At 62.6% G+C, this 24,808-nt stretch carries 23 protein-coding genes and 1 pseudogene; 15 read left to right on the forward strand and 9 right to left on the reverse strand.

What is annotated here, in order from left to right:
• Positions 1-115: 115 nt before the first annotated feature.
• The 4 genes from LKX83_RS25965 (at position 116) to ku (ending at position 3,767) form a co-directional block, all read left to right on the forward strand.
• Positions 116-1,585 carry a sensor histidine kinase gene (locus LKX83_RS25965; RefSeq protein ID WP_227885755.1) on the forward strand — a complete coding sequence of 490 codons (1,470 nt, stop codon included), beginning with the start codon at positions 116-118 and terminating at the stop codon, positions 1,583-1,585.
• On the forward strand, positions 1,582-2,271 hold the full coding sequence (locus tag LKX83_RS25970) for a response regulator transcription factor (protein WP_227885756.1): 690 nt from the start codon (positions 1,582-1,584) through the stop codon (positions 2,269-2,271). The genes LKX83_RS25965 and LKX83_RS25970 overlap by 4 nt, the downstream gene beginning before the upstream one ends.
• 156 nt (positions 2,272-2,427) lie before the next feature.
• Positions 2,428-2,802: an IDEAL domain-containing protein gene (locus LKX83_RS25975; protein WP_227885757.1), complete on the forward strand. Its 375-nt coding sequence runs from the start codon at positions 2,428-2,430 to the stop codon at positions 2,800-2,802.
• Positions 2,803-2,933: 131 nt separating this feature from the next.
• Positions 2,934-3,767 (forward strand): non-homologous end joining protein Ku, encoded by an 834-nt coding sequence (gene ku, locus LKX83_RS25980; RefSeq protein WP_227885758.1) that lies wholly within the window; start codon positions 2,934-2,936, stop codon positions 3,765-3,767.
• Positions 3,768-3,791: 24 nt separating this feature from the next.
• On the opposite strand, the gene LKX83_RS25985 is transcribed toward ku, so the two are convergent.
• Together LKX83_RS25985 and LKX83_RS25990 are read right to left on the reverse strand one after the other, a co-directional pair.
• Positions 3,792-4,652, reverse strand: coding sequence for a metallophosphoesterase (locus LKX83_RS25985; RefSeq protein WP_227885759.1), 861 nt, complete (start codon positions 4,650-4,652; stop codon positions 3,792-3,794).
• A 188-nt stretch (positions 4,653-4,840) separates the two neighbouring features.
• Complete coding sequence (locus LKX83_RS25990; RefSeq protein ID WP_227885760.1) at positions 4,841-5,053, reverse strand: hypothetical protein; 213 nt, start codon at positions 5,051-5,053, stop codon at positions 4,841-4,843.
• 156 nt (positions 5,054-5,209) lie between these two features.
• On the opposite strand from LKX83_RS25990, the gene LKX83_RS25995 reads away from it, so the two are divergent.
• The 5 genes from LKX83_RS25995 (at position 5,210) to LKX83_RS26015 (ending at position 9,913) form a co-directional block, all read left to right on the forward strand.
• Complete coding sequence (locus LKX83_RS25995) at positions 5,210-6,457, forward strand: MFS transporter (protein ID WP_227885761.1); 1,248 nt, start codon at positions 5,210-5,212, stop codon at positions 6,455-6,457.
• A 102-nt stretch (positions 6,458-6,559) separates the two neighbouring features.
• The gene (gene fabI, locus LKX83_RS26000) at positions 6,560-7,324 is read left to right on the forward strand and encodes an enoyl-ACP reductase FabI (RefSeq protein ID WP_227885791.1); all 765 of its coding nucleotides are present in this window, start codon (positions 6,560-6,562) and stop codon (positions 7,322-7,324) included.
• Between the two features lie 2 nt (positions 7,325-7,326).
• Positions 7,327-7,986 (forward strand): pentapeptide repeat-containing protein, encoded by a 660-nt coding sequence (locus LKX83_RS26005; RefSeq protein WP_227885762.1) that lies wholly within the window; start codon positions 7,327-7,329, stop codon positions 7,984-7,986.
• A gap of 273 nt (positions 7,987-8,259) precedes the next feature.
• Complete coding sequence (locus LKX83_RS26010) at positions 8,260-8,670, forward strand: MarR family winged helix-turn-helix transcriptional regulator (protein WP_227885763.1); 411 nt, start codon at positions 8,260-8,262, stop codon at positions 8,668-8,670.
• A gap of 25 nt (positions 8,671-8,695) precedes the next feature.
• A complete protein-coding gene (locus tag LKX83_RS26015) occupies positions 8,696-9,913 on the forward strand; it encodes an MFS transporter (RefSeq protein WP_227885764.1) in 1,218 nt (405 codons plus the stop codon).
• Positions 9,914-9,947: 34 nt separating this feature from the next.
• On the opposite strand, the gene LKX83_RS26020 is transcribed toward LKX83_RS26015, so the two are convergent.
• The 3 genes from LKX83_RS26020 to LKX83_RS26030 form a co-directional block, all read right to left on the reverse strand.
• Complete coding sequence (locus LKX83_RS26020) at positions 9,948-10,715, reverse strand: DUF6492 family protein (RefSeq protein ID WP_227885765.1); 768 nt, start codon at positions 10,713-10,715, stop codon at positions 9,948-9,950.
• Between the two features lie 102 nt (positions 10,716-10,817).
• Positions 10,818-12,440, reverse strand: a complete 1,623-nt coding sequence (locus LKX83_RS26025) for a response regulator (RefSeq protein WP_227885766.1) — start codon at positions 12,438-12,440, stop codon at positions 10,818-10,820.
• Positions 12,437-14,269 (reverse strand): sensor histidine kinase, encoded by a 1,833-nt coding sequence (locus LKX83_RS26030; RefSeq protein WP_227885767.1) that lies wholly within the window; start codon positions 14,267-14,269, stop codon positions 12,437-12,439. The genes LKX83_RS26025 and LKX83_RS26030 overlap by 4 nt, the downstream gene beginning before the upstream one ends.
• Before the next feature lie 189 nt (positions 14,270-14,458).
• On the opposite strand from LKX83_RS26030, the gene LKX83_RS26035 reads away from it, so the two are divergent.
• From LKX83_RS26035 to LKX83_RS26060, 6 genes and pseudogenes are all read left to right on the forward strand, one after another.
• Complete coding sequence (locus LKX83_RS26035; protein ID WP_227885768.1) at positions 14,459-15,892, forward strand: extracellular solute-binding protein; 1,434 nt, start codon at positions 14,459-14,461, stop codon at positions 15,890-15,892.
• A gap of 67 nt (positions 15,893-15,959) precedes the next feature.
• Complete coding sequence (locus LKX83_RS26040) at positions 15,960-16,877, forward strand: carbohydrate ABC transporter permease (RefSeq protein WP_227885769.1); 918 nt, start codon at positions 15,960-15,962, stop codon at positions 16,875-16,877.
• Between the two features lie 30 nt (positions 16,878-16,907).
• Entirely contained in the window at positions 16,908-18,221 is a 1,314-nt protein-coding gene (locus LKX83_RS26045; RefSeq protein WP_227885770.1) for a carbohydrate ABC transporter permease, read from the forward strand.
• Between the two features lie 18 nt (positions 18,222-18,239).
• Positions 18,240-19,004, forward strand: a complete 765-nt coding sequence (locus tag LKX83_RS26050; protein ID WP_227885771.1) for an SDR family NAD(P)-dependent oxidoreductase — start codon at positions 18,240-18,242, stop codon at positions 19,002-19,004.
• Between the two features lie 19 nt (positions 19,005-19,023).
• Positions 19,024-20,157, forward strand: a complete 1,134-nt coding sequence (gene dgoD, locus LKX83_RS26055; protein WP_227885772.1) for a galactonate dehydratase — start codon at positions 19,024-19,026, stop codon at positions 20,155-20,157.
• Between the two features lie 19 nt (positions 20,158-20,176).
• Positions 20,177-20,398: pseudogene (locus LKX83_RS26060) on the forward strand (LysR substrate-binding domain-containing protein); the annotation flags it as partial.
• A gap of 22 nt (positions 20,399-20,420) precedes the next feature.
• On the opposite strand, the gene LKX83_RS26065 reads toward LKX83_RS26060, so the two are convergent.
• The 4 genes from LKX83_RS26065 to uxuA form a co-directional block, all read right to left on the reverse strand.
• Complete coding sequence (locus LKX83_RS26065) at positions 20,421-21,053, reverse strand: carbohydrate-binding family 9-like protein (protein WP_227885774.1); 633 nt, start codon at positions 21,051-21,053, stop codon at positions 20,421-20,423.
• 271 nt (positions 21,054-21,324) lie between these two features.
• On the reverse strand, positions 21,325-22,617 hold the full coding sequence (gene uraA / locus LKX83_RS26070) for a uracil permease (protein WP_227885775.1): 1,293 nt from the start codon (positions 22,615-22,617) through the stop codon (positions 21,325-21,327).
• A 236-nt stretch (positions 22,618-22,853) separates the two neighbouring features.
• Positions 22,854-23,711: an SDR family oxidoreductase gene (locus LKX83_RS26075; RefSeq protein ID WP_227885776.1), complete on the reverse strand. Its 858-nt coding sequence runs from the start codon at positions 23,709-23,711 to the stop codon at positions 22,854-22,856.
• A complete protein-coding gene (gene uxuA, locus LKX83_RS26080; RefSeq protein ID WP_227885777.1) occupies positions 23,708-24,793 on the reverse strand; it encodes a mannonate dehydratase in 1,086 nt (361 codons plus the stop codon). Before uxuA ends, LKX83_RS26075 begins: the two co-directional genes overlap by 4 nt.
• Between the last annotated feature and the right edge of the window lie 15 nt (positions 24,794-24,808).

A 24,808-nucleotide genomic window follows, 5' to 3' on the forward strand; every position in this document is an offset into this window, starting at 1 on the left:
CCCGGCCGGAGCAAATGGTACGATACGCGCGAGGAACCCGTCGCGACGGGCGCGCCAACGACTACGCGGGAGAGGGCGGAGAATTCCGCCCTCCCGGGAAACGGAGCAATCGCCCATGTCCATCCGAACCAAGCTGCTGCTTTCCTATGCGGCGATGCTGATCGTCCCGCTCATCCTCATGCTGACTACCGCGCTGCTGCTCGTCGTGGCGTTCCGGGGCGATTTGCGCAACGTCGCGCATCTATACGAAACCCAAGTCGAAGGCTTCGAGGAAGGGGACTTCCAACGGCTCGTACACCAGACGATCCTGCGGAATCCCGGACTGCTCCGGGATCAACGCTATCTGGACGAACTATCCAATGAAATGAAGGACCAGGATACGTTTCTCGTCGTCCGCGTGGACGACAGGAACGTCTACGCTTCCGCGGGCATCCGCCCGCATGCGGCCGTTCTCGAGAGCTTGCCGACTTATCGGCACGTTACTTACCAGCACACCGAACATGCCAAGCCGTTTCAGAACGAGCTGTACACGACCTACCAGTACGATCTGCTGACCGCGGAAGGCCAGCCGGCGAGCCTGTTTGTGCTGACCCGCGTCGATCCGCTTGTCCATCTCGCGCGCCAGTCGTTTCCATATTTGTTCACGAGCTTTCTCGTCATTCTCGTGTTGACGCATGCGCTGCTGACCTACTTCATGTCCAAGCGCATCATCCGGCCTTTGCGCGAGCTGCGCAGAGCCGCCGGGGAGATCAAAGACGGCCAGCTGTCGCGCCGCGTCCGGGTGGATGGCAAGGATGAGATCGGGCAGCTCGGCATGGCGTTCGAGGAAATGCGGGTCAGGCTTCAGCAGTCGCTCGAAATCCAAAAGCAGTACGAAGCCAACCGCAAGGAGCTCGTGGCCAATATTTCCCACGACCTCAAGACGCCGATCACGGCCATTCGCGGCTATGTGGACGGTATTCTCGAGGGTGTCGCCGATTCGCCGGAGAAGAGCGAAGCATACATCCGGACGATCGCCGCCAAGGCGGCCCAGATGGACCACCTGATCGACGAGCTGTTTCTATACTCCAAGCTGGATTTGAACCGGCTGCCGTTCGCGTTCGAGCCGGTTCCTGTAGGCGCGTTTCTCGCGGATTGGGCGGAGGAGCTCGCCTTCGAGCTGGAGAAGAAGCGGGTGAAGCTCGAGGCCAAGCTCGACTTGGACGAGGACTTGGTCGTGTCGGTGGACCGGGATTCCTTCCGCCGCGTGCTGACCAACGTGATTCAGAACAGCTTGAAGTACATGGACAAGTCGGAGAGGGAAATTCGTCTCGAGGCGTCTCGACAAGGCGAAGACATCGTCCTCGCGATCGAGGACAACGGCAGCGGCATCAGCGCCGAGGCGCTGCCTTTCATATTCGACCGGTTCTACCGGGCGGACCAGTCCCGCAACGCCGATACCGGCGGGAGCGGGCTGGGACTCGCGATCGCCAAGCAGATCATGGAGGGGCATGGGGGCGACATTCGCGCCGACAGCACGCTCGGCGTCGGCACGCGCATTACGCTCCTCCTGCCCATTCTTCTAGAAGGGACGGATGACAAGTGAGCAAATCCATTCTCCTCGTCGAAGACGAGCCGAGTATCGCCAAGTTGCAAAGGGATTACTTGGAAGCCAGCGGCTTCCGCACCGAGATCGCCGTGGACGGGGAGAAGGGACTCGAGTCGGGCTTATCCGGCCGCTTCGATCTGATCGTCCTGGACGTCATGCTGCCGAAGCTGAACGGCTTTGAGGTTTGCCGGCAGATTCGCGAGCAGCTCGATTTGCCAATCCTGATGGTGACGGCCAAGCGGGAGGACGTGGACGTGATCCGGGGACTCGGACTCGGCGCCGACGACTACATCCTCAAGCCTTTTAAGCCCGCCGAGCTCGTCGCACGGGTCAAGGCGCACATCGCCCGCTACGAGCGGCTCAAAGGCCGCAGCGGCGCGACAAGCGAGATCGAGATCCGAGAGCTGCGGCTCGACCCCGATACGCGTAGGGTGTTCATCCGGGACGTAGAGGTATCCCTGACGACCAAGGAGTTCGACCTGCTCCATTTTCTAGCGCTGCATCCCGACCGGGTATTCAGCAAAGACCAGCTGTTCGAGCGGATCTGGGGCATCGACGCGATGGGCGACACGCAGACGGTGACCGTGCACGTGCGCAAGCTTCGCGAGAAAATCGAAGCCGATCCCGCGAGTCCGTCGATGATCGAAACCGTGTGGGGAGCAGGCTACCGCCTGCGGGCCTGAACCGCCATGGGCGCCGCGCATCGGACGGAGCCGTCCGGCGAGGAAGAAGAGCTGATTCGGCTGCTCGCTGCCAGCGCAAGAACGATTTGACATCGTATACTGTAATCAATATAATTACAGTATATCCTCATTTCTGCGAAACGGCGGTGATTCGTCATGAACTTCGAGATCGGCGATTGGGTGATGGGCCATACGGGTGAAGGCGAGCTGGTGCAAGGTTTTGTGGAGCGCGTGAACGTGCTGCAGGGGACGCTGGGCATCCATGTCGTCGCCTCGGATCACGAAGCCGCGGTGGGCAGAGCGATCGACGTTCGCGAGCGCGGCACGAAGAAGATGCCAGAGTTCGCTTACGATCGCGCCGAACCGATTCTCGGTCTTATCGATCTGGCGCTGGCGACGCGCGACGAGTCGTGGTTCCAGGAGTTGACGGGCAGGCTGCTGCAAATCCGAAGCGGTGCCGGAAGCGTCGCGGACGAAGATGAAGTTCCAGGCCCGATCCGGAACCGGTTGGGCACCTGCTCTCTGCGTTGAGTCGTTATGGTTCGTGTGCGGAGCGTTCCTCTTGGGAGGGACGCTTTTTTTTGCTTCTGCGGCGAACCTCGTATCGAATCTCTCTATCTTGGAAATGATAGGGAATAAAGAGATGCGAGGGAGGAGTCGTTATGCAAGCGTTTTGGAAAGGAACCGTGCAGATCGCGAAGCTGCAAATTCCGATCAAGCTTTACGCCGCGACCGAGGAGAAAACCGTTTCTTTTAAGCAAGTGCACGGAGCGTGCGGCCATGGAATCACGTATCAAAAGTACTGTTCGCATTGCGAGACGGCGGTCGAGCCGCAGGACGTCCGGAAGGCGTACGAGCTGGGAGGCGGCAAATACGTCGAACTGGAGGAAGACGAATTGAGCGCGCTGGCGCCCGCTTCCGACAAGACGTTCTACGTCGAACATTTCGTGCGCACCGCGGACATCGAGCCCTATTATATGAAAAGACACTACTTCGTCGGCATGGACGAAGTGGGCGGGCAAGCGTTCCGCGTGCTGCACGGGGGCTTATACAAACTGAAGCGAACGGGAATCGGCTACCTGACGCTGCGTTCGGTGCGGCAGCTGGCCGCCGTGTGGGCGACGAAGGACGGCCTGATGCTGACGACGCTGCATTACGCGGACGAAGTGCGTCCCGCGCGGGCGCTCGGCGGAGGGGCGACCGAGCCGCTTCCGAACGCCGCGCTCACGGACGCCTTCTCCGAGCTCGTGGCCGGCATGACCGTTCCTTTCGAGCCGAACGACTATCCCAACGTGCATCTCGAATCGGTCCGCCGGTTGATCGACGCCAAAATCGCCCGACAAATTCCGAACGGTCCCGGGCACCGGCAGCCTGCGGCAAACACCGAACATTTGGGGGATTGGATGAGCGCGCTCGAGCGGAGTCTCGCCGAGATCGGCCAAGAGACGGGGGCAAAGCCCGGCAAGAAGACAAAGCCGACCCGCGCCGCCAAGTAATCGGACGGGGCTGCGTTGCCGCGGCTATCGGGAACGCCTGAGGGTGAACACCGCGATTTCGGGCACGCTGCCGAGGCGCAGCCGCATGCGTGTCGTCCCGATGCCCCGGTTGACGTAAAGCCGATACGGCCTGTCGGGGTCGAATCGTCCCTGGAGCGTATAAAGGCCGGCGACGTATTGGCGTCCCATCTTCGTCCGGACGAGCGCGCCGAGTATCGGCAGATGGACCTGCCCGCCGTGGCTGTGGCCCGACAGCTGCAGATCGACCGGAAAGTGCGTAAATCCGGTGGCAGGATCCGGCTCATGCGCGAGCAGTACGTTGAAATCCTCCGCTTGCAGTTTGGGGAGCACCGTCCTGAATTTCGGCCGGCCCAATATATAGTCGTCGAGGCCCGCCAGCACGATCGACTCCCCGCTCGGCAGATGGACGCGCTCAAGGTCGTTGATTAGCACGCGAAAACCGGCGCGCGTCAGGATCGGTCCGACGGAGCGCGTCAAACGGTTGTAGCCGAAATCGTGATTGCCGTAAACCGCAAACTTGCCGATCTTGGCTTCGAGCCGCGACAAGACGTCGGACGTGTTCGGATTTTCCTCGACGTTGCGCCTGCGCGAATCGAACAAATCGCCGTTAAACACGAGCAGATCCGGCTCCAGGGCGTTCAGCTTGGCAATCAGGGCCTCCAGGCGATCCATCGGAAAGTCCGGGCTGACGTGCGTATCGCTGAACTGGACGATCCGTTTGCCGTCGAAGCCTTCGGGCACGTGCGGCGAAGCGATCTCAAGCCGGGTGATCGAAAGTCTCCGCGGCTCCACAAGCGTCCCGTAAAGGCCGGCCGCGACGGCGGCCGCCGCCAGGACCGTACCGGCGAGAAGAACTGCCACCATTTCCGTTCCCAGCTCCTCTCTCTCTGTCTCTAGCATACCAAATGTTGGCATCGCGCACAAAGCGCGCCAACCGTTGGTATAGTCTATGCGGCTCCCGGGCCGCTCGCGAACGGAGAGGAAGGGGAGAAGAGCGACGCAAAGGGCCGCCCCTCTCGGGACAGCCCTTCGATGTCGCGAAAATGATGTTACTACTTGTTCAGAAGCACGCGAACTGCTTGGTAGAGGATCACGACCGAAAACCCGGCGATGGCGATCAAACCGATCGCGTCGACGATATCGGCCAACGTGGAAGAGACCGCGTCGCCGAACGGTGCCCGAACGAGCACCACGCCGGTGACCAGGCCGGCTGCCGCATGCACCAGCTTCTTATACAGGAGGACCCCTCCCTTCGCAAGTGACATGCTATAGCATGTGCGGCGTACGGCCGATCGGTGTGGACGAGTGACTCCGAACATTGGCGTTTGGGACGCCGGCCCGGGAGAGCGGCACCTGTGGCCATACAGGATAAAAAGGGTAATTCTAGACCATAGTAGCAGCTGAAAGGAAGGTGCCGTCGCATGCCTCAAAGCTCGCTCCTGCGGGATTCTCGCCATCGCAAGCTCCTGTTCAGCGCGGGGCTCAGCTGGCTGTTCGACGCCATGGACGTCGGGATGGTCTCGTTCGTCGTCGCGGCTTTGTCGGTGGAGTGGGCGCTCGGCTCCCACCAGATCGGCTTGCTCACCGCGCTCAACTCCGTCGGCATGGCCATGGGTGCCGCAGTGGCCGGCTCGCTGGCCGATCGCTACGGCCGGCGCTCCGTGCTGCTCTGGACGCTGCTCGTCTTTTCCTTGGCCAGCGGATTGTCGGCGCTCGCGACCAGCTTCGCGATGCTCTGCGCGCTGCGCTTCGCGGCGGGCTTCGGCCTCGGCGGGGAGCTCCCGGTCGCTTCGACGCTCGTCTCCGAATCCGTGCCCGCCGGCGTGCGCGGCCGGGCCGTCGTATTGCTGGAGAGCTTTTGGGCGGGCGGATGGATCCTGGCCGCCGTCATCGCCTACTTCGTCATACCGGATTACGGGTGGCGAACCGCCTTTGCCATCGGCGCGCTTCCGTGCCTGTACGCGCTGTACCTCCGCAGGGCCATTCAGGATTCGCCCCGCTATCGAGACGCCGCGACCCGCGATGTCCGCCCGAAGCTTGGGGCTCGGATCGCCTCGGTATGGTCCCCGGATCACCGCAAGTCGACGCTTGCGCTATGGGTGTTGTGGTTTACCGTAGTCTTTTCCTATTATGGCATGTTCCTATGGCTCCCGACGCTGATGGTGATGAAGGGCTTCGCGCTCGTGAAAAGCTTCCAGTACGTGCTCGTCATGACGCTCGCGCAGCTCCCGGGCTACTTCACCGCCGCGTATCTCATCGAACGGTACGGGCGCAAGTTCGTGCTCGTATGCTATTTGCTGCTGACGGCGGCCTGCGCTGTCTGGTTCGGCAGCGCCGGCTCTCCCGCCATGCTGATGACCGCGGGGGCCTGTCTGTCTTTTTTCAACCTGGGCGCCTGGGGCGCGATGTACGCCTATACCCCCGAGCTGTATCCGACCGCCGTGCGCTCCACGGGCGTCGGTCTAGCCGCCGCATTCGGCCGAGTGGGGGGCATTATCGGCCCTTTTCTCGTCGGCGACCTCGTCTCGCGCGGGACGGACGTCAAAGCCGTCTTCGCCGTATTCTTCGTCGCCATCCTGCTCGGCGCGCTCGCGATCGCCTTTCTCGGCCGGGAGACGAAAGGGATCGATCCCGACGCGCCGGCGCGTTGGCGGGCCAGCGGAACGTGATCGGGATGAGACAGGGAGGGTACGCTACCCATCGTCGGGCGGTTCCGATATAATAGAGGTTCATGGCATTATTCGCTGGAGGGAATCATCGTGTCGAATTTCATGAGCAACAAGACGATCGTCGTCATGGGCGTCGCCAACGAGCGCAGCATCGCTTGGGGCATCGCCAAGTCCTTGCACCGCGAGGGCGCGAAGCTGATCTTTACTTACCGCAAGGAACGTTCGCTGGACAAGCTGACCAAGCTGCTCGCGGAACATGAGATTTCGCCGCTCCTGACGGTGTCGTGCGACGTCTCGAGCGACGACAGCGTCGCGGAGGCGTTCGCCCGCATCGGGGCCGAAGCCGGTCCGATCCATGGCGTCGTCCATTCGGTCGCCTTCGCAGACAAGGACGATCTGCAGGGCGAATTCGTAGATACGACTAGAGAAGGCTATGTGCTGGCGCAGGACTCGAGCGCCTATTCGCTCGTCGCGGTCGCCCGCGAAGCCCGGAAGATCATGTCCGAGGGCGGGAGCATCGTCACCCAGACGTATATCGGCGCAGAGCGCGTCGTCCGCAACTACAACGTCATGGGCGTCGCCAAAGCCGCGCTCGAAGCGAGCATGCGCTACCTGGCGGAAGATCTCGGCAAGAGCGGCATCCGCGTCAACGCCGTCTCCGCCGGTCCGATCCGGACGCTCGCCGCGAAAGGCGTGTCCGGCTTCAACGACATCATGTCCACGATCGAGGAACGGGCGCCGCTGCGCCGCAACGTCGACCAGGGCGAAGTCGGCGACGCGACGATGTTTTTGCTGAGCGACCTGTCCCGCGGCGTAACCGGCGAGGTGCTGCACGTCGACGCCGGCTACCACATCATGGGGCTGTAAAGATGGCGAGCCGATCCGACGAGTCGAAGACCGCTCCCGAGGCGCCCAAGCTGCCCCCCGATCTGCCGTCGCTACCGCTGCCCGCGCACATTCCGTCCGAAGAGACTTATCGCCGGGGCATCCTGTCGGACGGCAGCATCGAGGACCAATCCGCCCGACGCGTCGCGTTCGACGAGATTGTCTTCCGGGGCGTCGCGTTCGCGCGCAACGCCTTCGAGCATCTGGAGCTGACCGACGTCGTTTTCGACAAATGCGATTTGTCCAACGCGGACTTTTCCCGGGTGAACGTACACCGGGCGGTGTTCCGCGACTGCAAGATCATGGGGCTCGATCTGTCGGAGGCGACGCTGCGCAACGTCCTGTTCGAGCGCTGCGCGGGGGACTACGCGAACTTCCGGTTTGCCGACATGAAGCGGGTCGCCTTCGAGGACTGCGCGATCCGCGAATCGGACTTTTACGATGCCCAGTTCGACAAAGTCGCGTTCCGCAGGTCGGACCTGGACCGCGCGCAGCTGTCGGGCACGAAGCTCGCTGGCGTGGACCTCAGCGACTGCGAATTCGTCCAGCTCGGCGTCGAGGCGGACAACTTGCGCGGTTGCATCATTTCGGCCGGGCAGGCGGCCGTCTTCGCCAATTTGTTCGGACTGATAATTAAAGATTAACTTTCGTTACCGGTAGGAGATCTGTCCTACAAATTTTCAGACGCAAATGGAAGATGGGGCCATCCTGAAGTCATCGCATGACTTTGCGGAGGCCTCTTTTTCATGCTGGGAAACCGTTGCACATTGACAGAAGTAGTTGTCAATCATATAGTTAATATAACAACTAATTACACGAACGACGGAGAAAAGAGGCGAAACGCGATCACGGATTCGACGAACTCCGATAGCCTGGAACGGTCGATAGGCTTTGTTATGGGGCGAACATACCGCAAATTGACGAATACTTTTCAGCACCGATTACGGTCCTACGGCATCACGCCCGACCAGTGGTCGATCCTTTATCATGTCGGCCAAGCGGAAGGGCTCATGCAAAAGGACATCGCCGAGCGCGCCGGCAAAGACCGGCCGACGACGACGCGCATCCTGGACCATCTTACGGAGAAAGGGTGGGCCTACAAGCAAGCGGACGCGCAGGACCGCCGATCCTTCCTCGTCTTCGCGACCGAAGAGGGCAAGCGGCTGCTGGCGGAGACGACCCCGATCGAGACCGCCTTCATCGCGGAGGTGTCGAGCTGCATGGCCGACGAAGAATACGAAGGGCTTCTCGCGCTGATTCGGCGCATCGACGACAAGCTCGAGCGGATGCGGGAAGCCGAACCCGATTCCGATCGGGAGACAACCTAGAGAGAGAACAGGAGAGAGCAACCGTATGGCATTATCCGAACCGAATACGCGATTATGGACGAGACCGTTCGTCGCATTGACGATCAGCTCGTTTTTGCTGTTTTTGAACTTGCAGATGTTATTGTCTTCCTTCCCGGCCTACGTAAAAGATACGTTTCACGTTGGCGATCTGACGGTCAGTCTCGTCACGAGCCTGTTCGCCCTGGCGGCGATCGCGACCCGGTTCGCCACGGCGGCGCTGATGCGCCGTTTCAGCCGGACAGGGCTGCTGTATCTGGGCCTCGCGATCGCCGGCCTCGTCACCGGACTGTACGTTGCCGCCGATTCGATCGGCTCGCTGCTGCTCATGCGCGTCGGTTACGGCATCGGCTTCGGAATGGCGAGCACGATCATCCCGACGCTCGTGTCCCAGATCATCCCGATCGGCCGGATGGGAGAGGGGATCGGGTATTTCGGGCTGTCGACGAGTCTCGCCATGTCGGTCGGACCGATGATCGGCCTGAACGTCATGAAGCAAGCCGGATTTCCTCCACTCGCCTATGCGGGTACGGCGGCGGTGTTGCTCGCGATTCCGACGCTGCTGCTGAGCCGCGCCGTTCCGCCGGCGCCCGCGAGGCCGAAGCCAAGCGCCGGTGAAGAGGGCGCCGCCCACCCTTTCAACGTCAAATTAGCGTTCCCCGCGCTGCTGAACGTGCTTCTGGCCGTGACCTACAGCGGCCTGCTCAGCTTCATCGCGCTGTTCGGCGCGTCGGTCCATCTCGAGCAGGTCGGCTTGTTTTTCCTCTTCAACGCCGTCACGATCGTCGTGATCCGGCCGATCTCCGGTCGCGTCTTCGACCGGCACGGCCATGCCGCCGTCCTTGTTCCGGCCGCGCTATGCGTCTTGGCGAGCCTGCTCGTCCTGTCCTACACGACGACGACGGCGACGCTGATCGTCTCCGCCCTGCTCTACGGTCTCGGATTCGGCGCGATCCAGCCGACGATCCAGGCGTGGATGCTGCGCGCCTCGGCGCCGGAGCAGCACGGGATGGCGAACAGCATGTTTTACAACTCGACGGATCTCGGCGTCGCGGCGGGCGCCATGATGCTGGGCGGAATCGCCTCGATGACCGGCTACGCGCAACTGTACCGTTATTCGGCGGGCTTCATGGTATTGTTCCTTTTCCTGTACGGGCTCGTCCGCTGGATCTCTGCCGGCAGGGTCAGACGGGAAGCGGAGGCGATCGCGGCCGTTCAAGATTAGCCATACGAAAGCCATGCGAAAAAAGGGTACGCGATCACTTCGCGTACCCTTTGCGTTGGTGAAAAGAGAGGGAGCGGTAAGACTTGGCCAGTTTGCGGATCCGAGCGTCGGAGAGGGAGCCGAAGCGCGTAAGCAGGCTTTTGTTCAGCGCGCTTTTCATGACGACCCGCCCCGGATGGCGGGCGTACAGATAGTTGCCGTACGTCTCGTACTCGGAGAAGCCGAACTGCTTTTTCTTGTTGATGCTCCGGATGATCGCTTTGTACCAGCGGGTGCCGTGCCTCGCTTCGATGCGGCGCTTCATCGCGGAAACTTGAGCTTTGTCGAACAGCATGTAGTGCGACACGAAGGAACGGCGCGCCTTAGCCCGCTCGCCCATCAGCTTGCGGTAGGTGACGAAGTATTCGGGCTGGCTCCAGGAGCGCCTGTAAAAGGTCGTCTTGCCTTCGGAAAGAAAGCGGTGCGGACGGATAAAGACCGTGTCGGCGTCGACGACGAGATAATGCCGTTGGGAGACGACGGAAGTGCCGCCCAGCTTGAGGAGCTGCTGGTACAGCCAACCGGAGCGCTCCCAGCGTTTGGAGCTGTATCGGATGTCCCGCTTCGTGATCGGCAGCACGCGGCGCTCGTTGACGAACGTGCAGCCTTTGCGTTTGCAAACGTTGCGGATGCGCTCGCTTTCCGGCGAGACGACGTAAATCCGGCCGATCGGATGCTGCACGTGCCGGCGGACGGCGTCGATCACGTGAGGAAGCGTGCCCAAGTCTTTGTCGATCGCGGGGATCAACACGTCGATCTTCACCTGTCGTCAACTCCCGTATGAGGTTCGGAACAGCCTGAACTATGTTATGGCGCCGAGGCGGCGCCCGTTCGCCCGTTCCGCTCCGGTAGCGGGCCGATGCGGTTAAAGATCGTCTTGCGCAGCGCTTTCCCCCCGATAGGCGGATGGGCTCATGCCCGTCCGTTTCTTGAATACGTTGCAGAAGTAATTTTGGTCTTCGTATCCGACGAGCCGCGCGATGCGGGAGATCTTGAGCGCGGTCGTCAGCAGCAGCGCTTTGGAGCGCTCGATGCGAAGTCCCGTGACGTACCCGCCGAAGCTTACGCCGACGAGCTGCTTGAAGCGTTTGGCAAAATAGTTCGGATGGATAAAATAGGCGTCCGCGACCCATTGCAGCGACAAATCCTCGGCGTAGTGCCCGTCCGCATACTGCTTCACCGCCGCGACGACCCGGTCGCCGGAGCAGTCGTCCTCGCGGTCGGGCGCGGTCGGCCGAAGCGACCGCAGCGCGGCGCGAAGCGGCCCCTCCGTCTCGGACCAATGCCTCATCCGGGCCAACTCCCCGGATCGATCGCCGTACGCGGCCGCGGGCAGGGCGGTACCCAGGCGCGCCGCCTGGCGGCGGATCAGCCGCCACGTCTCCGCGTAGGCGTCGGCGAGCTGGCGAAAGCGCGCGCCGGGCCGGGCCGCGATCGCGCGGAAGACGGCGAGCGCCTGCTCGGCGAAGTCGTCCGGCTGATCTTCCTCGAGCAGGAGCTGCAGGGTCCGCTCCGCTTCTTCGCCCAGCGGGGAAGGACCGGATTCGTCTCCGCTAACGACGGCTTCTTCATGAACGTAGACGCGGCCTTCCCCCCGGAGCAGGCGGTCGAGCAGCGCCTCCTTGGCCTGACCGTACGAGTCGCGCAGATGCGATATCCTTGCGCCCGCGCCGCCTATGCCGACGGAGGCCTCGATCTCCAGCCGCTCTCCGATCCATCGGAGCGCTTCGTCCAGCCGGACGACGGCTGCTTCGTACGATGCAGAATCGTCAAAGCCCAAAAACGTCACGATCTCGTCGGCATCGTAGGCGTGCTTAAACACGAGCGCGTCTCCCGCGAACGGAGCGAATGCGTGCTGCAGCACGTTTTGCACGGCGAACCGGGCGAGCGGGAGGGCGTCTTCGCCGAACCGCGGGCCCGGCGCTGTATCAGCGAGCCGGAGGGCAGCCGCGGCGTAAAAGGAGCGGCCCAGCAGATGAGCCGGCAACCGGCTCCAGCTGCTGTCCGGCGCGAGGATGCGCTGAGTCAGCAGATGGTCCGTCGCCTTGGCGTCGCTCTCGCCCGCCAGGCGGGTCCACTCTTCCAGCTCGCCGAGCCTGGCGGACGCTTCCCGCTCCTGGCGGACCTCCTGACCGAGCTCGGCCAGGAGGTCTTGGAGCTTGCGTGCATCGACGGGTTTGAGGAGGTAATCTTTCACCTGATTCCGCATGGCTTCCCGAACGTAATCGAACTCGTTGAAGCCGCTGATGATGACGAACTTCAAGTGGGGGTAGGCCCGCCGGGCTTCGCCGATCAGTTGAAGCCCATCCATGCCGGGCATCCGCACGTCGGTCAGCACGACGTCCGGCTCGCAGCGCGACAGCTGCTCCAGCGCCTCGATGCCGTTGCCGGCTTCGGCGACCAGACGGACGTCCGAAGCGCGCCAGTCGATTTTGCTGATGAGTCCTTGGCGAAGCAGCGGTTCGTCTTCGACGATCATGATCTTCATCGCGGATCCTCCTTGCCGGATAGGGGTATCGAGAAGTCGATGCGCGTGCCTTTGCCGGGGGCGCTGACGATTGCCAGGCGCGGATCGCGTCCGTAGGTCATCTGTATGCGCTTGCATACATTCGAAAGACCGATACCTGAGCCGCTTCCGGCGCGCCGGTCGGCGACGGCCTCGGAAGGCGCGGCGAGCCTTATGCGGAGATGACGGAGCGCTTCGGCTCCGATGCCGACGCCGTCGTCTTCGACGGTGAAGACCAGCTCGCCTTCTTCGCCGGACCGGATCCGGATCCTCGCTTCTTTGCGACCCAGCTTTGGTTCCAGTCCGTGGATGACGGCGTTTTCCACGATCGGCTGCAGCAAAAACTTGGGCATCGTCCGCCGCTCGATGCCGGGTTCGGCCTCGACCTCGTACCGGAAGTCTCCGGCGAACCGGATGACGCAGATCGAAAGGTATTGGTGCAGGTGATCGATTTCTTCCCGGATCGTGGCGAAGCGGCCGCCGTTCAGATTGTAGCGGAGCATGCCGCCGAGCGCCTGGCAAATATGAACGACGCGGGTCTCCCCGTTCATCGCGGAGAGGCTGTCGATCGTGCTGAGCGTGTTGTACAGGAAGTGCGGATTGATCTGGGACTGAAGCGCCTTGATTTCCGCTTCCTTCTGCAGCAGCTCGGCTTCGTAGACTTTCGTGATGAGCTGGCGGATTTCGGCCGTCATCTTGTTGAAGCTGTGCTGGATGGTGGAGAACTCGTTGCGCCCCTTGACGTCGATGAAGGCGTCGAAGTCGCCCATCTCCACCTGCTTCATCTTCTTGTTCAGCACCCGCAGCGGGCGGGTGACGCCGGCGGAGATGAAAGAGGAGAGCAGCATGGCGACCACGATCGCGGCCAAGCCGATCGCGAAAAGCGTGTTGCGGAAACGGTCGACTTTGTCGTAGATGCGGTTCAGCGGCGCTTTTCCGAGGACGACCCAATCCGCGACGCCGAGCCGGCGATAGAGGCCGATGAAGGCATCCCCGCCCTGCCCTGCCTCGAAGCGGTTCGGGGACGACGGCGTTGCCGCGGCCCGCCGATACCCGAGGAAGAGCGGATCGTTCGCCATAGACGATCCGATGAGCGCCTCCTCCTCCGCGAAGACGACGCGCCCGTCCCCGTCTACGATGCAGTACGCGTTGGCGGCTTCCCCGTGCAGGCCAGCGAACGCCTGGCGGATGACGGCGGGGTCGAGGTCGATTTTCAAATAGCCGACGGGGTGCTGTTCGTTCGGCGTGATGCGCTTGAGCTGCTGCGCGAAGCTGATCGTCCGCATGGGCGTCAGCGAATCGCGCGGAATGGCGACGGACGGCGTCCAGACCGGCGAGCCGTCACGCGCTTCCGCAAGCCGGGTGACACGCGCCAGCTCCTCGTTCACGACGGTGCGGATCCGCTGATTGTAATAGTACATGCTGGAGATTTGGTCTTGATCCGAAGTGACGATTGTGAGATTGGAAAGGGTCGGGTTCTGCAGGCGTTGGACTTCGAGTTTGTTGCGGTAATACTGTTTGTCCTCGAAGGAGACGGGGTCGTCCAAGTACTTTTGAAGCGATACGTCGGTGAAATAGCTGAGACCGATGCTGCGGATCGTCTCGAGTTGCAGCGCGAGGGTGTCCGCCGATTGGCCGACAAGCCGTTCCAGGCTCTGGACGGTAGACGTCTTGAGCTCCTCCCGCATGATCCGGTAATAGAAATAGCCCATAATGACGGCGGTCAGGCTGACGACCAGAAAAAAAGAAAGCATGAGACGGGTGCGGAACTTCGTACCGTAGCTGCCGAAGCGATGACCCAGGTTGCCCAAGCGCTCACCTCCTCTTGCCGTAAGTGGAGTATTCGACGGTGCGCGCGGCATTCCTCTCGCGAAGAGGCCGGAGCGCGACTTGGCTAAGAAATTGCTAACAGGAGGTTAGAAAATTCCATAGAAAGCGCTGTCATTTCCGGTCTACACTGAGGGAGTATCGAACGATCTCTCATCAAGGGAGGGTTAACCATGACAGCGACCTACGGAACGATCGGCAAAAGGACGCTGGCGGCGTTCGTCGCCGCCTCGCTGCTGGCGCTGGCTTCGGCTTGCGGCGGAAGCGGCGGCTCGAACGACGCCGGCCCAAGCGAGGGCAGCGCTTCGTCCGTGCAGCCCAGCGCATCCGCGGACGGCTCGACCGGCGAATCGGGCGGCACGGTCGAAATTACGGTATGGGATCAACCGACGCCGGAGGATCCGACCAAATCGCTCAAAGAACAGCTCTTCGCGGACTTCGACAAAGCCAATCCGAACATCAAGGTGACGCACGAAGCGATGCCCCAAGGCACGAACGACCGCGAAGTGTTCGTGACGGCGATGGCCGGCGGCAACGGCCCCGACGCCTATCACATGGCTCATTTTCCGATCATCGGGGACTGGGTCGGACAGGGTCTCGCGCTCGACCTGACGCCCTACTGGGAAGGGTATGCAGATAGCGGCCAGTTCATCGACTCGTCGATGGCCGCCGCCCGGATCGACGGCAAAGTGTACGGCGTGCCGAACGACATGTATGTCACGGGGCTTTTTTGGAACAAGAAGCTGTTCAAGGCCGCGGGTCTCGATCCGAACAAGCCGCCGTCGAATTGGGACGAGCTCGTCAGCATGGGCAAACAGTTGACCGATTCGGCCAAAAAACAGTATGGCATCACGCTGCTCGGCATGGAGTGGGCGGACTGGTGGTTCGAGTACTACGTCTGGCAGGCCGGGGGAGACCTGACCGAGCTGCAGACCGACGGAACGGTCAAGCTGACGTTTACGAGCGAGCCGGCCGTGACGGCGCTGCAATTCTACAAAGACCTCAAGTGGAAACACAAAATCGTGCAGAACAACGTGCTGCAAAGCTACCAGGACAACATGAACGACATCTATCAGGGGCGCGCGGCGATGTCCAACGGCGCTTCCGGCAGCTTCGGGGATTTCGCGGCGAACGGCCTCGACCTGAACGACATCGGGTTCGCGCCGTATCCCGTCGGTACGTCGGGCAAAGGTCCGGGCCAGATCGGCGGCGCCTACTGGATTCTCAATCCGAAGTCGTCCAAGGCGAAGCAGGACGCCGCCTGGAAATACGTCACGTACATGGTGTCCAAGGAAACGAAGGACCGGATGCTGCAGTTCCAGTCGGACAACGGCATTTTCCCGAACCTGCTGTCGGTGCGCAAGGACGTCGATCCGTCGCAATTCACGCAGAACGTTCCGCAAGATCTGGTCGAAGGCGTGAACAAAGCGGCATCCGACACGCATCTCGAATATTACCTGAAGGAACGGCTGACGCCTTATGTGGTGAAGGCCGTGCAGAAGGCGCTGACCGACCAGAACGCCGATCCGGCAACGCTGCTCCAGGCGGCGCAGGACGCCGCGCAGAAGGAAGTCGTCGACGCCTACAACGCTTCGGCGAAAAAGTAAATCCGGAAGGAAGGAGGCGCCGCGCTAGCCGCGCCGCTTCCCTCCGTTCGAGAAAGGATGCCGGCTCATGCGAACGGTGACCGTAACCCGGCCCCGGGCGAATCCGCGCCGGGCGCCCGCGCTTCGCGCAAGATCGCGAGGCGTGCTGCTGTCGGCGCTGTTCCTGGCGCCCGCCGTCGTCTCCTTCGTGCTGTTCAAGTATTATCCGCTGCTCCAAGCGGTCTACATGAGCTTTTTCGACTACAAGGTGATCCACCCGCCCGGCCGGTTCGTCGGGCTCGACAACTACGGCTATCTGTTCCGCTCGACCGAGTTTTGGAACGCGCTCGGCAATACGTTCGCCTTTTTCCTGATTTATTTCGTTCTGACCTTCTGGGTGCCGATCGTACAGGCGATTTTGCTGAACGAGGTCAAGTTCGGGAACAAGACGATCCGCGTCCTGTATTTGGTGCCGACGGCGGTGCCGGCCGTCGCCGGCTTTCTGCTCTGGAAATGGCTGTACAACCCGGACTACGGCCTCCTCAACTACTTGCTGGAATTCGTGAACCTCGGGCCGTACGGCTGGCTGAACGACCCCGCGATGGCCAAATGGGCGATCGTTCTGCCCGCCTTTTTCGGGACGGGAATGAGCGTGCTCATCTATTACTCGGCGATCCAGGGCGTTCCGGCGGAAAACGTCGAGGCCGCGAAGATCGACGGCGCGGGGCCTTGGCGCCGGATGCGCTCGATCATCCTGCCGAGCATGAAGTTCGTGATCGGCATCCAGTTCATCGCTTTCATCTCGGGCGTCTTCCTGACGTTCGACCCGATGTACATCATGACGGGCGGGGGACCGGCCAATTCCACCCGGACGCTGTCGATGCTCGTGTTCGACAGTTCCTTCAAGGAATTCCGGTTCGGCGTGGCGGGCGCCATATCTTTCGTCATGTTCGCCATCATCGCCTTGATCACGTATTTACAGATCCGCCTCTCGCGGACGGAATGAATGCCGGCGTCCGGCGGAAAGGAGCCAGCCATGGCAAGCAATCGCATCCGGGAGCGCGGTGCGGGCTCCGTGCGCGCCGTCTCCTATTCGGTCGCCCTGCTGTTTATCGTCGCCTCGATCGTCCCTATCGTCTGGATGATCAGCTCGTCCATGAAGGACAACATCTCCATCTACCGGTTTCCCCCGACGTGGGTGCCGACCATACCCAAAGCGGTGACGATCACGCTGGACTACGACGGCACCGAGCTGCAGTCGGAGGAGCAGTTCGAGCTGGAGGCGATGAAGGCGATCTGGTTCACCTGGAAAAAAATGCAGAACGACGCCATCGGCTCGCTCGGCGTAACGGGCGTCAAGGACGGCGTCACGATCTTCAAGGCGGAGATGCCGTCGTACCACTTTACCGCCGGCCGCCCGCAGATCGTGCCGACGCAGCTGTTCACGGACGCGACGATGCGGCTCAAGCTGTCGATGATCCGCGAGCAAAAGCTGACCCGCTTCGACTGGACGCCGGACGGCGGCGCGTACGACGGCCCCTCTTCGCCGGGAACCGATCTGCCCGACACCTCGGCCGGCGTCCTGGCGACGGTGAACGGCGCGAACTACTTGGACGGCCGCGTGCTCGCCGTGACCGAGCGCGCCGATTGGACGCGGCTCTTCGACAACTACATCGTGCTCTGGCAGATGGCCGGCGGCAAAGACGCGGCGTACAATTTTCCCAAATTTCTGCTGAACAGCACGATCGTCACCTTCGGCACGATTGTAAGCCACATGCTGATCGGAGGCATGGCCGGCTACGCGCTCGCCCATCTCGTTCGCGGGCGCGCCTCCGGGTTGTGGACGCTGTTCTTCGTGGCGACAATCATGATTCCCGAAATTGCCATCCTGGTGCCGCTGTATCTAACGATGGATAAGCTGCATCTGGTCAACACGCTGTGGGGCATCGTCCTGCCGCATACCGCCTGGGGCATCGTGATTTTCCTGTTCAAAGGGTTTTTTGAGCAGCTGCCCGGGGAGCTGCTGCAAGCGGCGAGGATCGACGGAGCCAGGGAGCTCGCGATCTACTGGCGGATCATCGTGCCGATGGCGGCGCCGATCTTCACGGTCGTTTCGGTCATGACGTTCATCAGCGTCTGGAACGAATTCCTGTGGCCGCTCGTCGTCGCGCGCAAGCCGGACGTCTGGACATTCACCGTCGCCCTGAACGATTTTCAGAACCGCCAGAGCATGGGGGCGAACGTCATGATGTCCAGCCTCATCGTCGCGACGATACCGCTTATGATCATTATCATTTCGTGCCAGCGCCTGATCGAGAAGGGCGTTTCCTTCACCGGGCTCAAAGGCTGAAGAAAGGCGGAATCCGATATGGAACGCAAGGTGGCGCTCGTGACGGGCGCGGGGCGGGGCATCGGCAAAGGCATCGCGCTTGCCTTGGCGCGAGCCGGCTACGATGTCGCCGTACATTACCGGTCGAGCGGGGAGATGGCGGCGGACGTCGTGCGGCAGATCGAAGCGGGCGGCGGCAGAGCCGTCCCGATCCGCGCCGATATTTCGGCGATGTCGGGCGTCGACGAGCTGTTCGCGGGATTCACGTCGGCATTCGGACGTCTGGACGTCCACGTCAACAATTCGGGCATTACGAGGATGGCGCCGTTTCTGGAGACGACGCCCGAGCTGTTCGAGGAGGTCGTGAACACCGACCTTCGCGGGCTGTTCTTCTGCTCGCAGCGCGCCGCCCGCCTGATGAAGGCGAACGGGACGCGGGGCGTCATCGTGAACATCAGCTCGAACCATACCCTCGGCACTTGGTCGAACGCGACCGTTTACGCGGCGGCCAAAGCCGGCGTCAACAAGCTGACGATGAACATGGCGCTCGATCTCGCGCCGGAGGGCATCCGCGTCGTCGGGATCGCGCCGGGCTACACGTTGATCGAGCGCGCGAGCGGGGAAGAGGCGAGAAAGGCGGTCGAGCGGGTGTCGTCCCGCATTCCGATGCGGCGATTCGCCACGCCGGACGAAGTCGGCGAGGCGTGCGTTTATCTGGCCTCGCCGCAGGCGGGCTATATCACGGGCACGACGCTGTACATGGACGGGGGCGCGCTGCTCCCGGTGTTGGCCGACCAACGATGAAGGAAGAGGGAGAGGGCGCATGAAGATTACGGAGATGACGCTGTACCACGTCCGGCCGCGATGGCAATTCCTGAAAGTCGAGACGGACGAGGGAATCGTCGGCTGGGGCGAGCCGATCGTGGAAGGGCGCGCGCAGACGGTAGCCGCGGCGATCGGCGAGCTGAAGCGCTATTTGATCGGCCAAGATCCGCTCCGGATCGAGCACCACTGGCAGGTGATGTACCGCGGGACGTTCTACCGGGGCGGGCCGGTGCTCGTCAGCGCGATCAGCGGAATCGAGCAGGCGCTGTGGGACATCAAGGGCAAATACTACGGCATGCCGGTGTACGAAATGCTGGGCGGCAGATGCCGGGACAAAATCCGGATGTACAGCCATTGCGGCGGTGCGACGCCGGAGGAAATGGCCGCGAACGCCGCGGGCAAGGCGGCAGCCGGCTTCACGGCGATCAAGATCGGGGTCGACGCTCCCGTGCGCCACGTCGACACGCTGAAATTCGTCGAGAGCCAGGTCGCGAAATTGGCGGCGATCCGCGAGACGGTCGGCGGGGAGCTGGACGTCGCGATCGACTTCCACGGACGCGTCAGCCCGGCGATGGCGATCCGGCTCGCGGATGCTTTCGAGCCGTATTATCCGATGTTTATCGAGGAGCCTTGCTTGCCGGAGAACGTCGACGCGTTGGTCCGCGTCGCCCGATCCACCTCGATCCCGATCGCGACGGGGGAGCGGCTGTTCACGCGCTGGGGATTCCGGGAAGCGCTGGAGAAGCAGGCGGTCGCGATCGTGCAGCCGGACCTGTGCCACGCGGGCGGCATATTCGAGGCGAAGAAGATCGCCGCGATGGCCGAGGTGTATTACGGCTCGGTGGCGCCGCACAATCCGCTCGGTCCGATTTCGCTGGCGTCCTGCCTCCAACTGGACGCCTGCACGCCGAATTTCCTCATCCAGGAGCATCCATCGATGGCGGAGCGGTGGGATCTCGGGGAAGGCTACCTGCAAACGCCGTTCGAGATCCGGGACGGATACGTGGACGTGCCGAAGGGACCGGGCCTGGGGGTCGAGATCAACGAGGAGGCGCTGCGCGAACGGGCTTATCCCGGGGAATGGGACACGCCGCTCCTCTTCCACGAAGACGGTTCGTTCGCGGAGTGGTGATTGAGTTTCGGCATGGCGATCATTGGTCGGAGCCGGGCTCGGCATCGCGATGCTGCCCGGGACCGTCTGCCGGCTGCTGTCCCCGGACCGCATCCGCGCGATTCCGCTGACCGATCAGGTCATCCCGTGGCGTCTCGCGTTGGCTTGGCGGCGGGAAGGGTATCTGTCGTTCGCCGCCCGGGCCTGGGTCGACTTCACGCGCGAAGCGTTCGGCCGGGAGGCGTTCGGCCAGCCGGAATAAGTTGATTTGCCAGGCGGGGTGGTCAGTCAGCGAACACCAAGCGACCGAACGCTTGCGGCAGATGAAAGTTCGGCCGTCCGGTCGGCGACCAGGCCGAAAACGCCGGCGGCTCGCCTGGAATCCGGTCGATGCGATACAGGTTCATCCGCCATTCGTCGCCGGCCTTCGGCGGGAGATGCGGCGCGGATACGAACTCCGAGAGCGGGATGGCCGCTTCGTAATCGGTAAGGAGCCGCTCCTCGTCGCGCCGCACGGCGCTGACGACCCGGTTGTCGAGGCTGGCGTAGGGGAGGATGTTGCCTTGCAGATCGTTGAAGATCGCGTAATGCAGGACGGCGTTCAGCGGATTGATCTCGAATTCCAGATAGCGCCGCAAATCGCCGTCGGGGCTGACGAACAGCTCGACCACGTCTTCCTCGTACAGCCGATCGTTAAATTGCGTGTACGTCGCCTGGACCTCCCGGTCCTCGCAGCGGAAGGCGGCGTACAGCCAGCGGTCGTCCCAAAGCAGCTTGACGCGCGTGCTCTGCGCGGGGGCGCCGCCCGAAGACGTCTCGACGAGATGGGCTTCCTCGGCTCCGGCCCAGGCGGATTTCTCCAGGTCCCCGTCGATGACGAGGGGAGCGGGGGTTTTGCGGATGGTATACGTATTCATTTCGGATCTCCAATCGGACTGCCGGATCCGCCAATGCCCGCCGAAAAGAGGAGCATGGCATCGCTTGGCAAGCCTGTTTTTCCTCATCTTACCACGGCTTGAACCGGCCGCCTATGCTGGCCTTTGCCGCAGGTCGATGCCTGACGAAGAGGGCACGGCGGCGCGGAGCCTTGCGTCAATAAAAGGGCGATCCCGCAGGTCGGCAAAGACCTGGCGGGATCGCCCCTTCGTTAGGCGCGCATAAGGCGGTTGTTCGAATCGGCCGCGCGGATCAGTGATCCGCCGCTTCCTTGTCGTTCGAAATGCCGGCGACTTCGAACAGCTTGAACAGCAAGCTCAGCACGATCGCCACGACGGTGGCGAGCGCCATGCCCGACAACGAGAAATCGCCGATCGTAATTTTGACGCCGGACAAGCCGGTCACGAGAACGACCGTCGTCAGGAACAGGTTGGTCGGCTTGCTGTAGTCGACCTTGGATTCGACGAGCATGCGCAGGCCGGAGGCCGCGATGACGCCGAACAGCAGCAGGGAGACGCCGCCCATGACCGCGGGCGGGATCGCGGCGACGAGCGCGGCGAATTTGCCGAAGAAGGACAGCACGATCGCGATGACGGCCGCGCCGCCGATGACGAACGTCGAGTAGACGCGCGTGATGGCGAGGACGCCGATGTTTTCGCCGTACGTCGTGTTCGGCGTCGCGCCGACGAAGCCCGAGACGAGCGTGGAAAGGCCGTTGCTGAACAGCGAGCGATGCAGGCCGGGGTCCTTGGACAGGTCCTTGCCGACGATGTTGCCGGTGACGATCAGGTGGCCGACGTGCTCGACGATGACGACGAGCGCCGCCGGGATGAGCGTCAGGATGGCGGATGCCTCGAACGTCGGGAAGGTGAAGGTCGGGTGGGTCAGCCAGCCGGCCTCTTGGACCTTATCGAAATCGGTCATGCCCATCAGCCAGGCGAGGACGTAGCCGAACACGATGCCGAACAGGATCGGGATAATGCGCATGAAGCCGCGGAACAACACGGAGCCGAGCACGGTGACGAGCAGCGTGGCGGTCGACACGATGATCGTGTTCGTATCCGGCGACCAGTCCGCCTTGCCGCCGCTGATCCAGCCGGACATCCCCGCCGCGACCGGGATCAGCTCCAGGCCGATGACGGCGACGATGGCGCCCATCGCGGCCGGCGGGAAGACGACATGGATCCAGCCCGTGCCCGCGAGCTTCACGATCCAGGCGACGATAATAAAGACGGCGCCGGCCGCGATAAAGCCGCCGAGCGCGGCCGCGTAGCCCGCGCCAGGCATCGCGTGCGCTTCGATGATGGCGGTGACCGGCGCGATGAAGGCAAAGCTGGAGCCGAGGTAGGCGGGAATTTTGCCTTTGCAGATCAAGATGTAGAGCAGGGTGCCGATGCCGTTCATCAGCAGACAGATGGCCGGATCGACGCCGAGCAGGTTCGGGACGAGCACCGTCGAGCCGAACATGGCGAAGAGGTGTTGCAGGCTCAGCATGACGCTTTGGCCGAGCGGGGGGCGTTCTTGCACGCCGATTTCACGTCTCATGGGGGGTGTATTCCTCCGATAAATGGGGTGATCGTCCTAAATTCCTTTGTTGATTCTACAGAGTTCGCGAAGGTTTGGCAAGCGCTTCCGGCCGGTTTTTTTGCGCCGCCCGACGTCCTTGCCGGCCGCGCCGCTCGCCATCCCGCGCATCCCCTTTCTGCGGAACGGCAAACAGCCGCCGAGGGGCCTCGGCGGCTGGAGCGGGATTGGGATCGGTAAATCGCGAGCCGGACGCGTCAAACGCCCGAAAAAGCCATGAATCCGCCGTCGACCGGCACGACGGTGCCGGTGACGAAGCCGGACGTCGTCTCGTCGACGAGCCAAAGCAGCGTCCCGAGCAGATCCTCCGGCTGTCCGAACCGGCGCATCGGGGTGTGCGAGATGATTTTGCCGGACCGCTCGGTGAGCGTGCCGTCTTCGTTTTTCAGCAGCTTGCGGTTTTGCTCGGTCAGGAAAAAGCCCGGCGCGATCGCGTTCACGCGGATGCCGGCTTCGGCCAGATGCACGGCAAGCCATTGCGTGAAGTTGTCGATCGCCGCCTTGGCGGCGCTGTAAGCCGGGACCTTCGTCATCGGCGACGGCGCGCTCATCGAAGAGACGTTCAGGACGACGGCGCCCGGGCGGCCCAGCATCGTCCGCGCGAAGATCTGGGTCGGGATGAGCGTCCCCACGAAGTTGAGGTCGAGCACGTGCCGGAAGCCCGTCACGCTCAGATCGAAGAAGGTCGTCACGTCCGGCTGTCCGACGTCTTCGGGCCGGAAAATCTCGTTCGTCGTATTGGCGCTCGGGTGGTTGCCTCCGGCGCCGTTCAGCAGAATGTCGCACGGACCCAGGCGTTCGCCGACGATACGGGCCGCCGACTCGACGCTCTCGGCGTTCGTGACGTCGCAGGCGACGGCGATCGCCGTGCCGCCGGCGGCTTCGATCTCTTGGACGACCTGGAGTCCCTTGTCGACCGTCCGGTTCAGGATGGCGACCTTGACGCCCTGGCGGGCGAGCTCGATCGCCATGACGCGGCAGAGCACCCCGGAGCCGCCGGTGACGACGGCGACCTTGCCGGCAAGCGCGGGATGGATCGGCAGGGCGGACGTCATGGCGCCACCTGCTTTCCATGGGCGGACAAGCGCGCTGCGCCGTCCCAGACGCCCCACAGATACATGATGCCGAGCGCCCGGTCGTACAGCCCGTAGCCCGGCCGGCAAACTTCGCCCCACAGATGGCGCCCGTGATCCGGCCGCGCGTAGCCTGTATAGCCGATGTCGTGGTACGCCTGAACGATGCCGGCGATGTCGACGGTGCCGTCGGCCGTCCGGTGCGACGTTTCGATGAAGTCGCCGTTGTCGTAGACGCGCACGTTCCGGATATGGGCGAACGGGATGCGGTCCTTGAATTCGTGAATCATCGAGACGATGTCGTTGTCCGGGTTGGCGCCGAGCGAGCCGCTGCACAGCGTGATGCCGTTGTACGGGCTGTCGTGCAGCTTCAGGAAGCGCCGCAGGTTCGCCTGGCTCGTGATGATGCGCGGCAAGCCGAAGACGGGCCACGGCGGATCGTCCGGATGGATGGCCATCCGGATGCCGTGCTTGGCGGCGACCGGGACGATCTCGTTCAGGAAGTAGGCGAGATGGTCCCACAGATGTTCCTCGGTGATGCCTTTATAAGCTTCGAAGAGCGAGGTCAGATGCGCGAGCCGCTCCGGCTCCCAGCCGGGCATCGTCAGCTCCGAATTGGCGTTGATGCGGCGGACGAGCTCGAGCGGATCGATGTCGTGGATTTTGCTCTTTTCGTAAAATAGCGCCGTCGAGCCGTCCTCCATCTCTTTGTGGAGGTCCGTCCGCAGCCAGTCGAAGATGGGCATGAAGTTGTAGCAAATCACCTTGACGCCGACTTGCGCCAGCTTCTCGATCGTCCGCTTGTAGTTTTCGATATAGCGCGTGCGACTCGGCAGCCCCAGCTTGATATCCTCGTGCACGTTGACGCTTTCGACGACGTCGATGTTCAGCCCCGCGCGCGCCGCCTGGTCGCGGACGTGCACCATTTTCTCCATCGGCCATTCCTCGCCCGCCGGCACGTCGTGCAGCGACCATACGATGCCCGTTACGCCGGGGATCTGGCGGATCTGATCGAGCGAGACGGTGTCGTTCGTCTCCCCGAACCAGCGAAAGCCCATCTGCATCCTCGTTCTCCTCCT

Source organism: Cohnella baijiui (genome assembly GCF_020731285.1).
Classification (GTDB): Bacteria; Bacillota; Bacilli; order Paenibacillales; family Paenibacillaceae; genus Cohnella.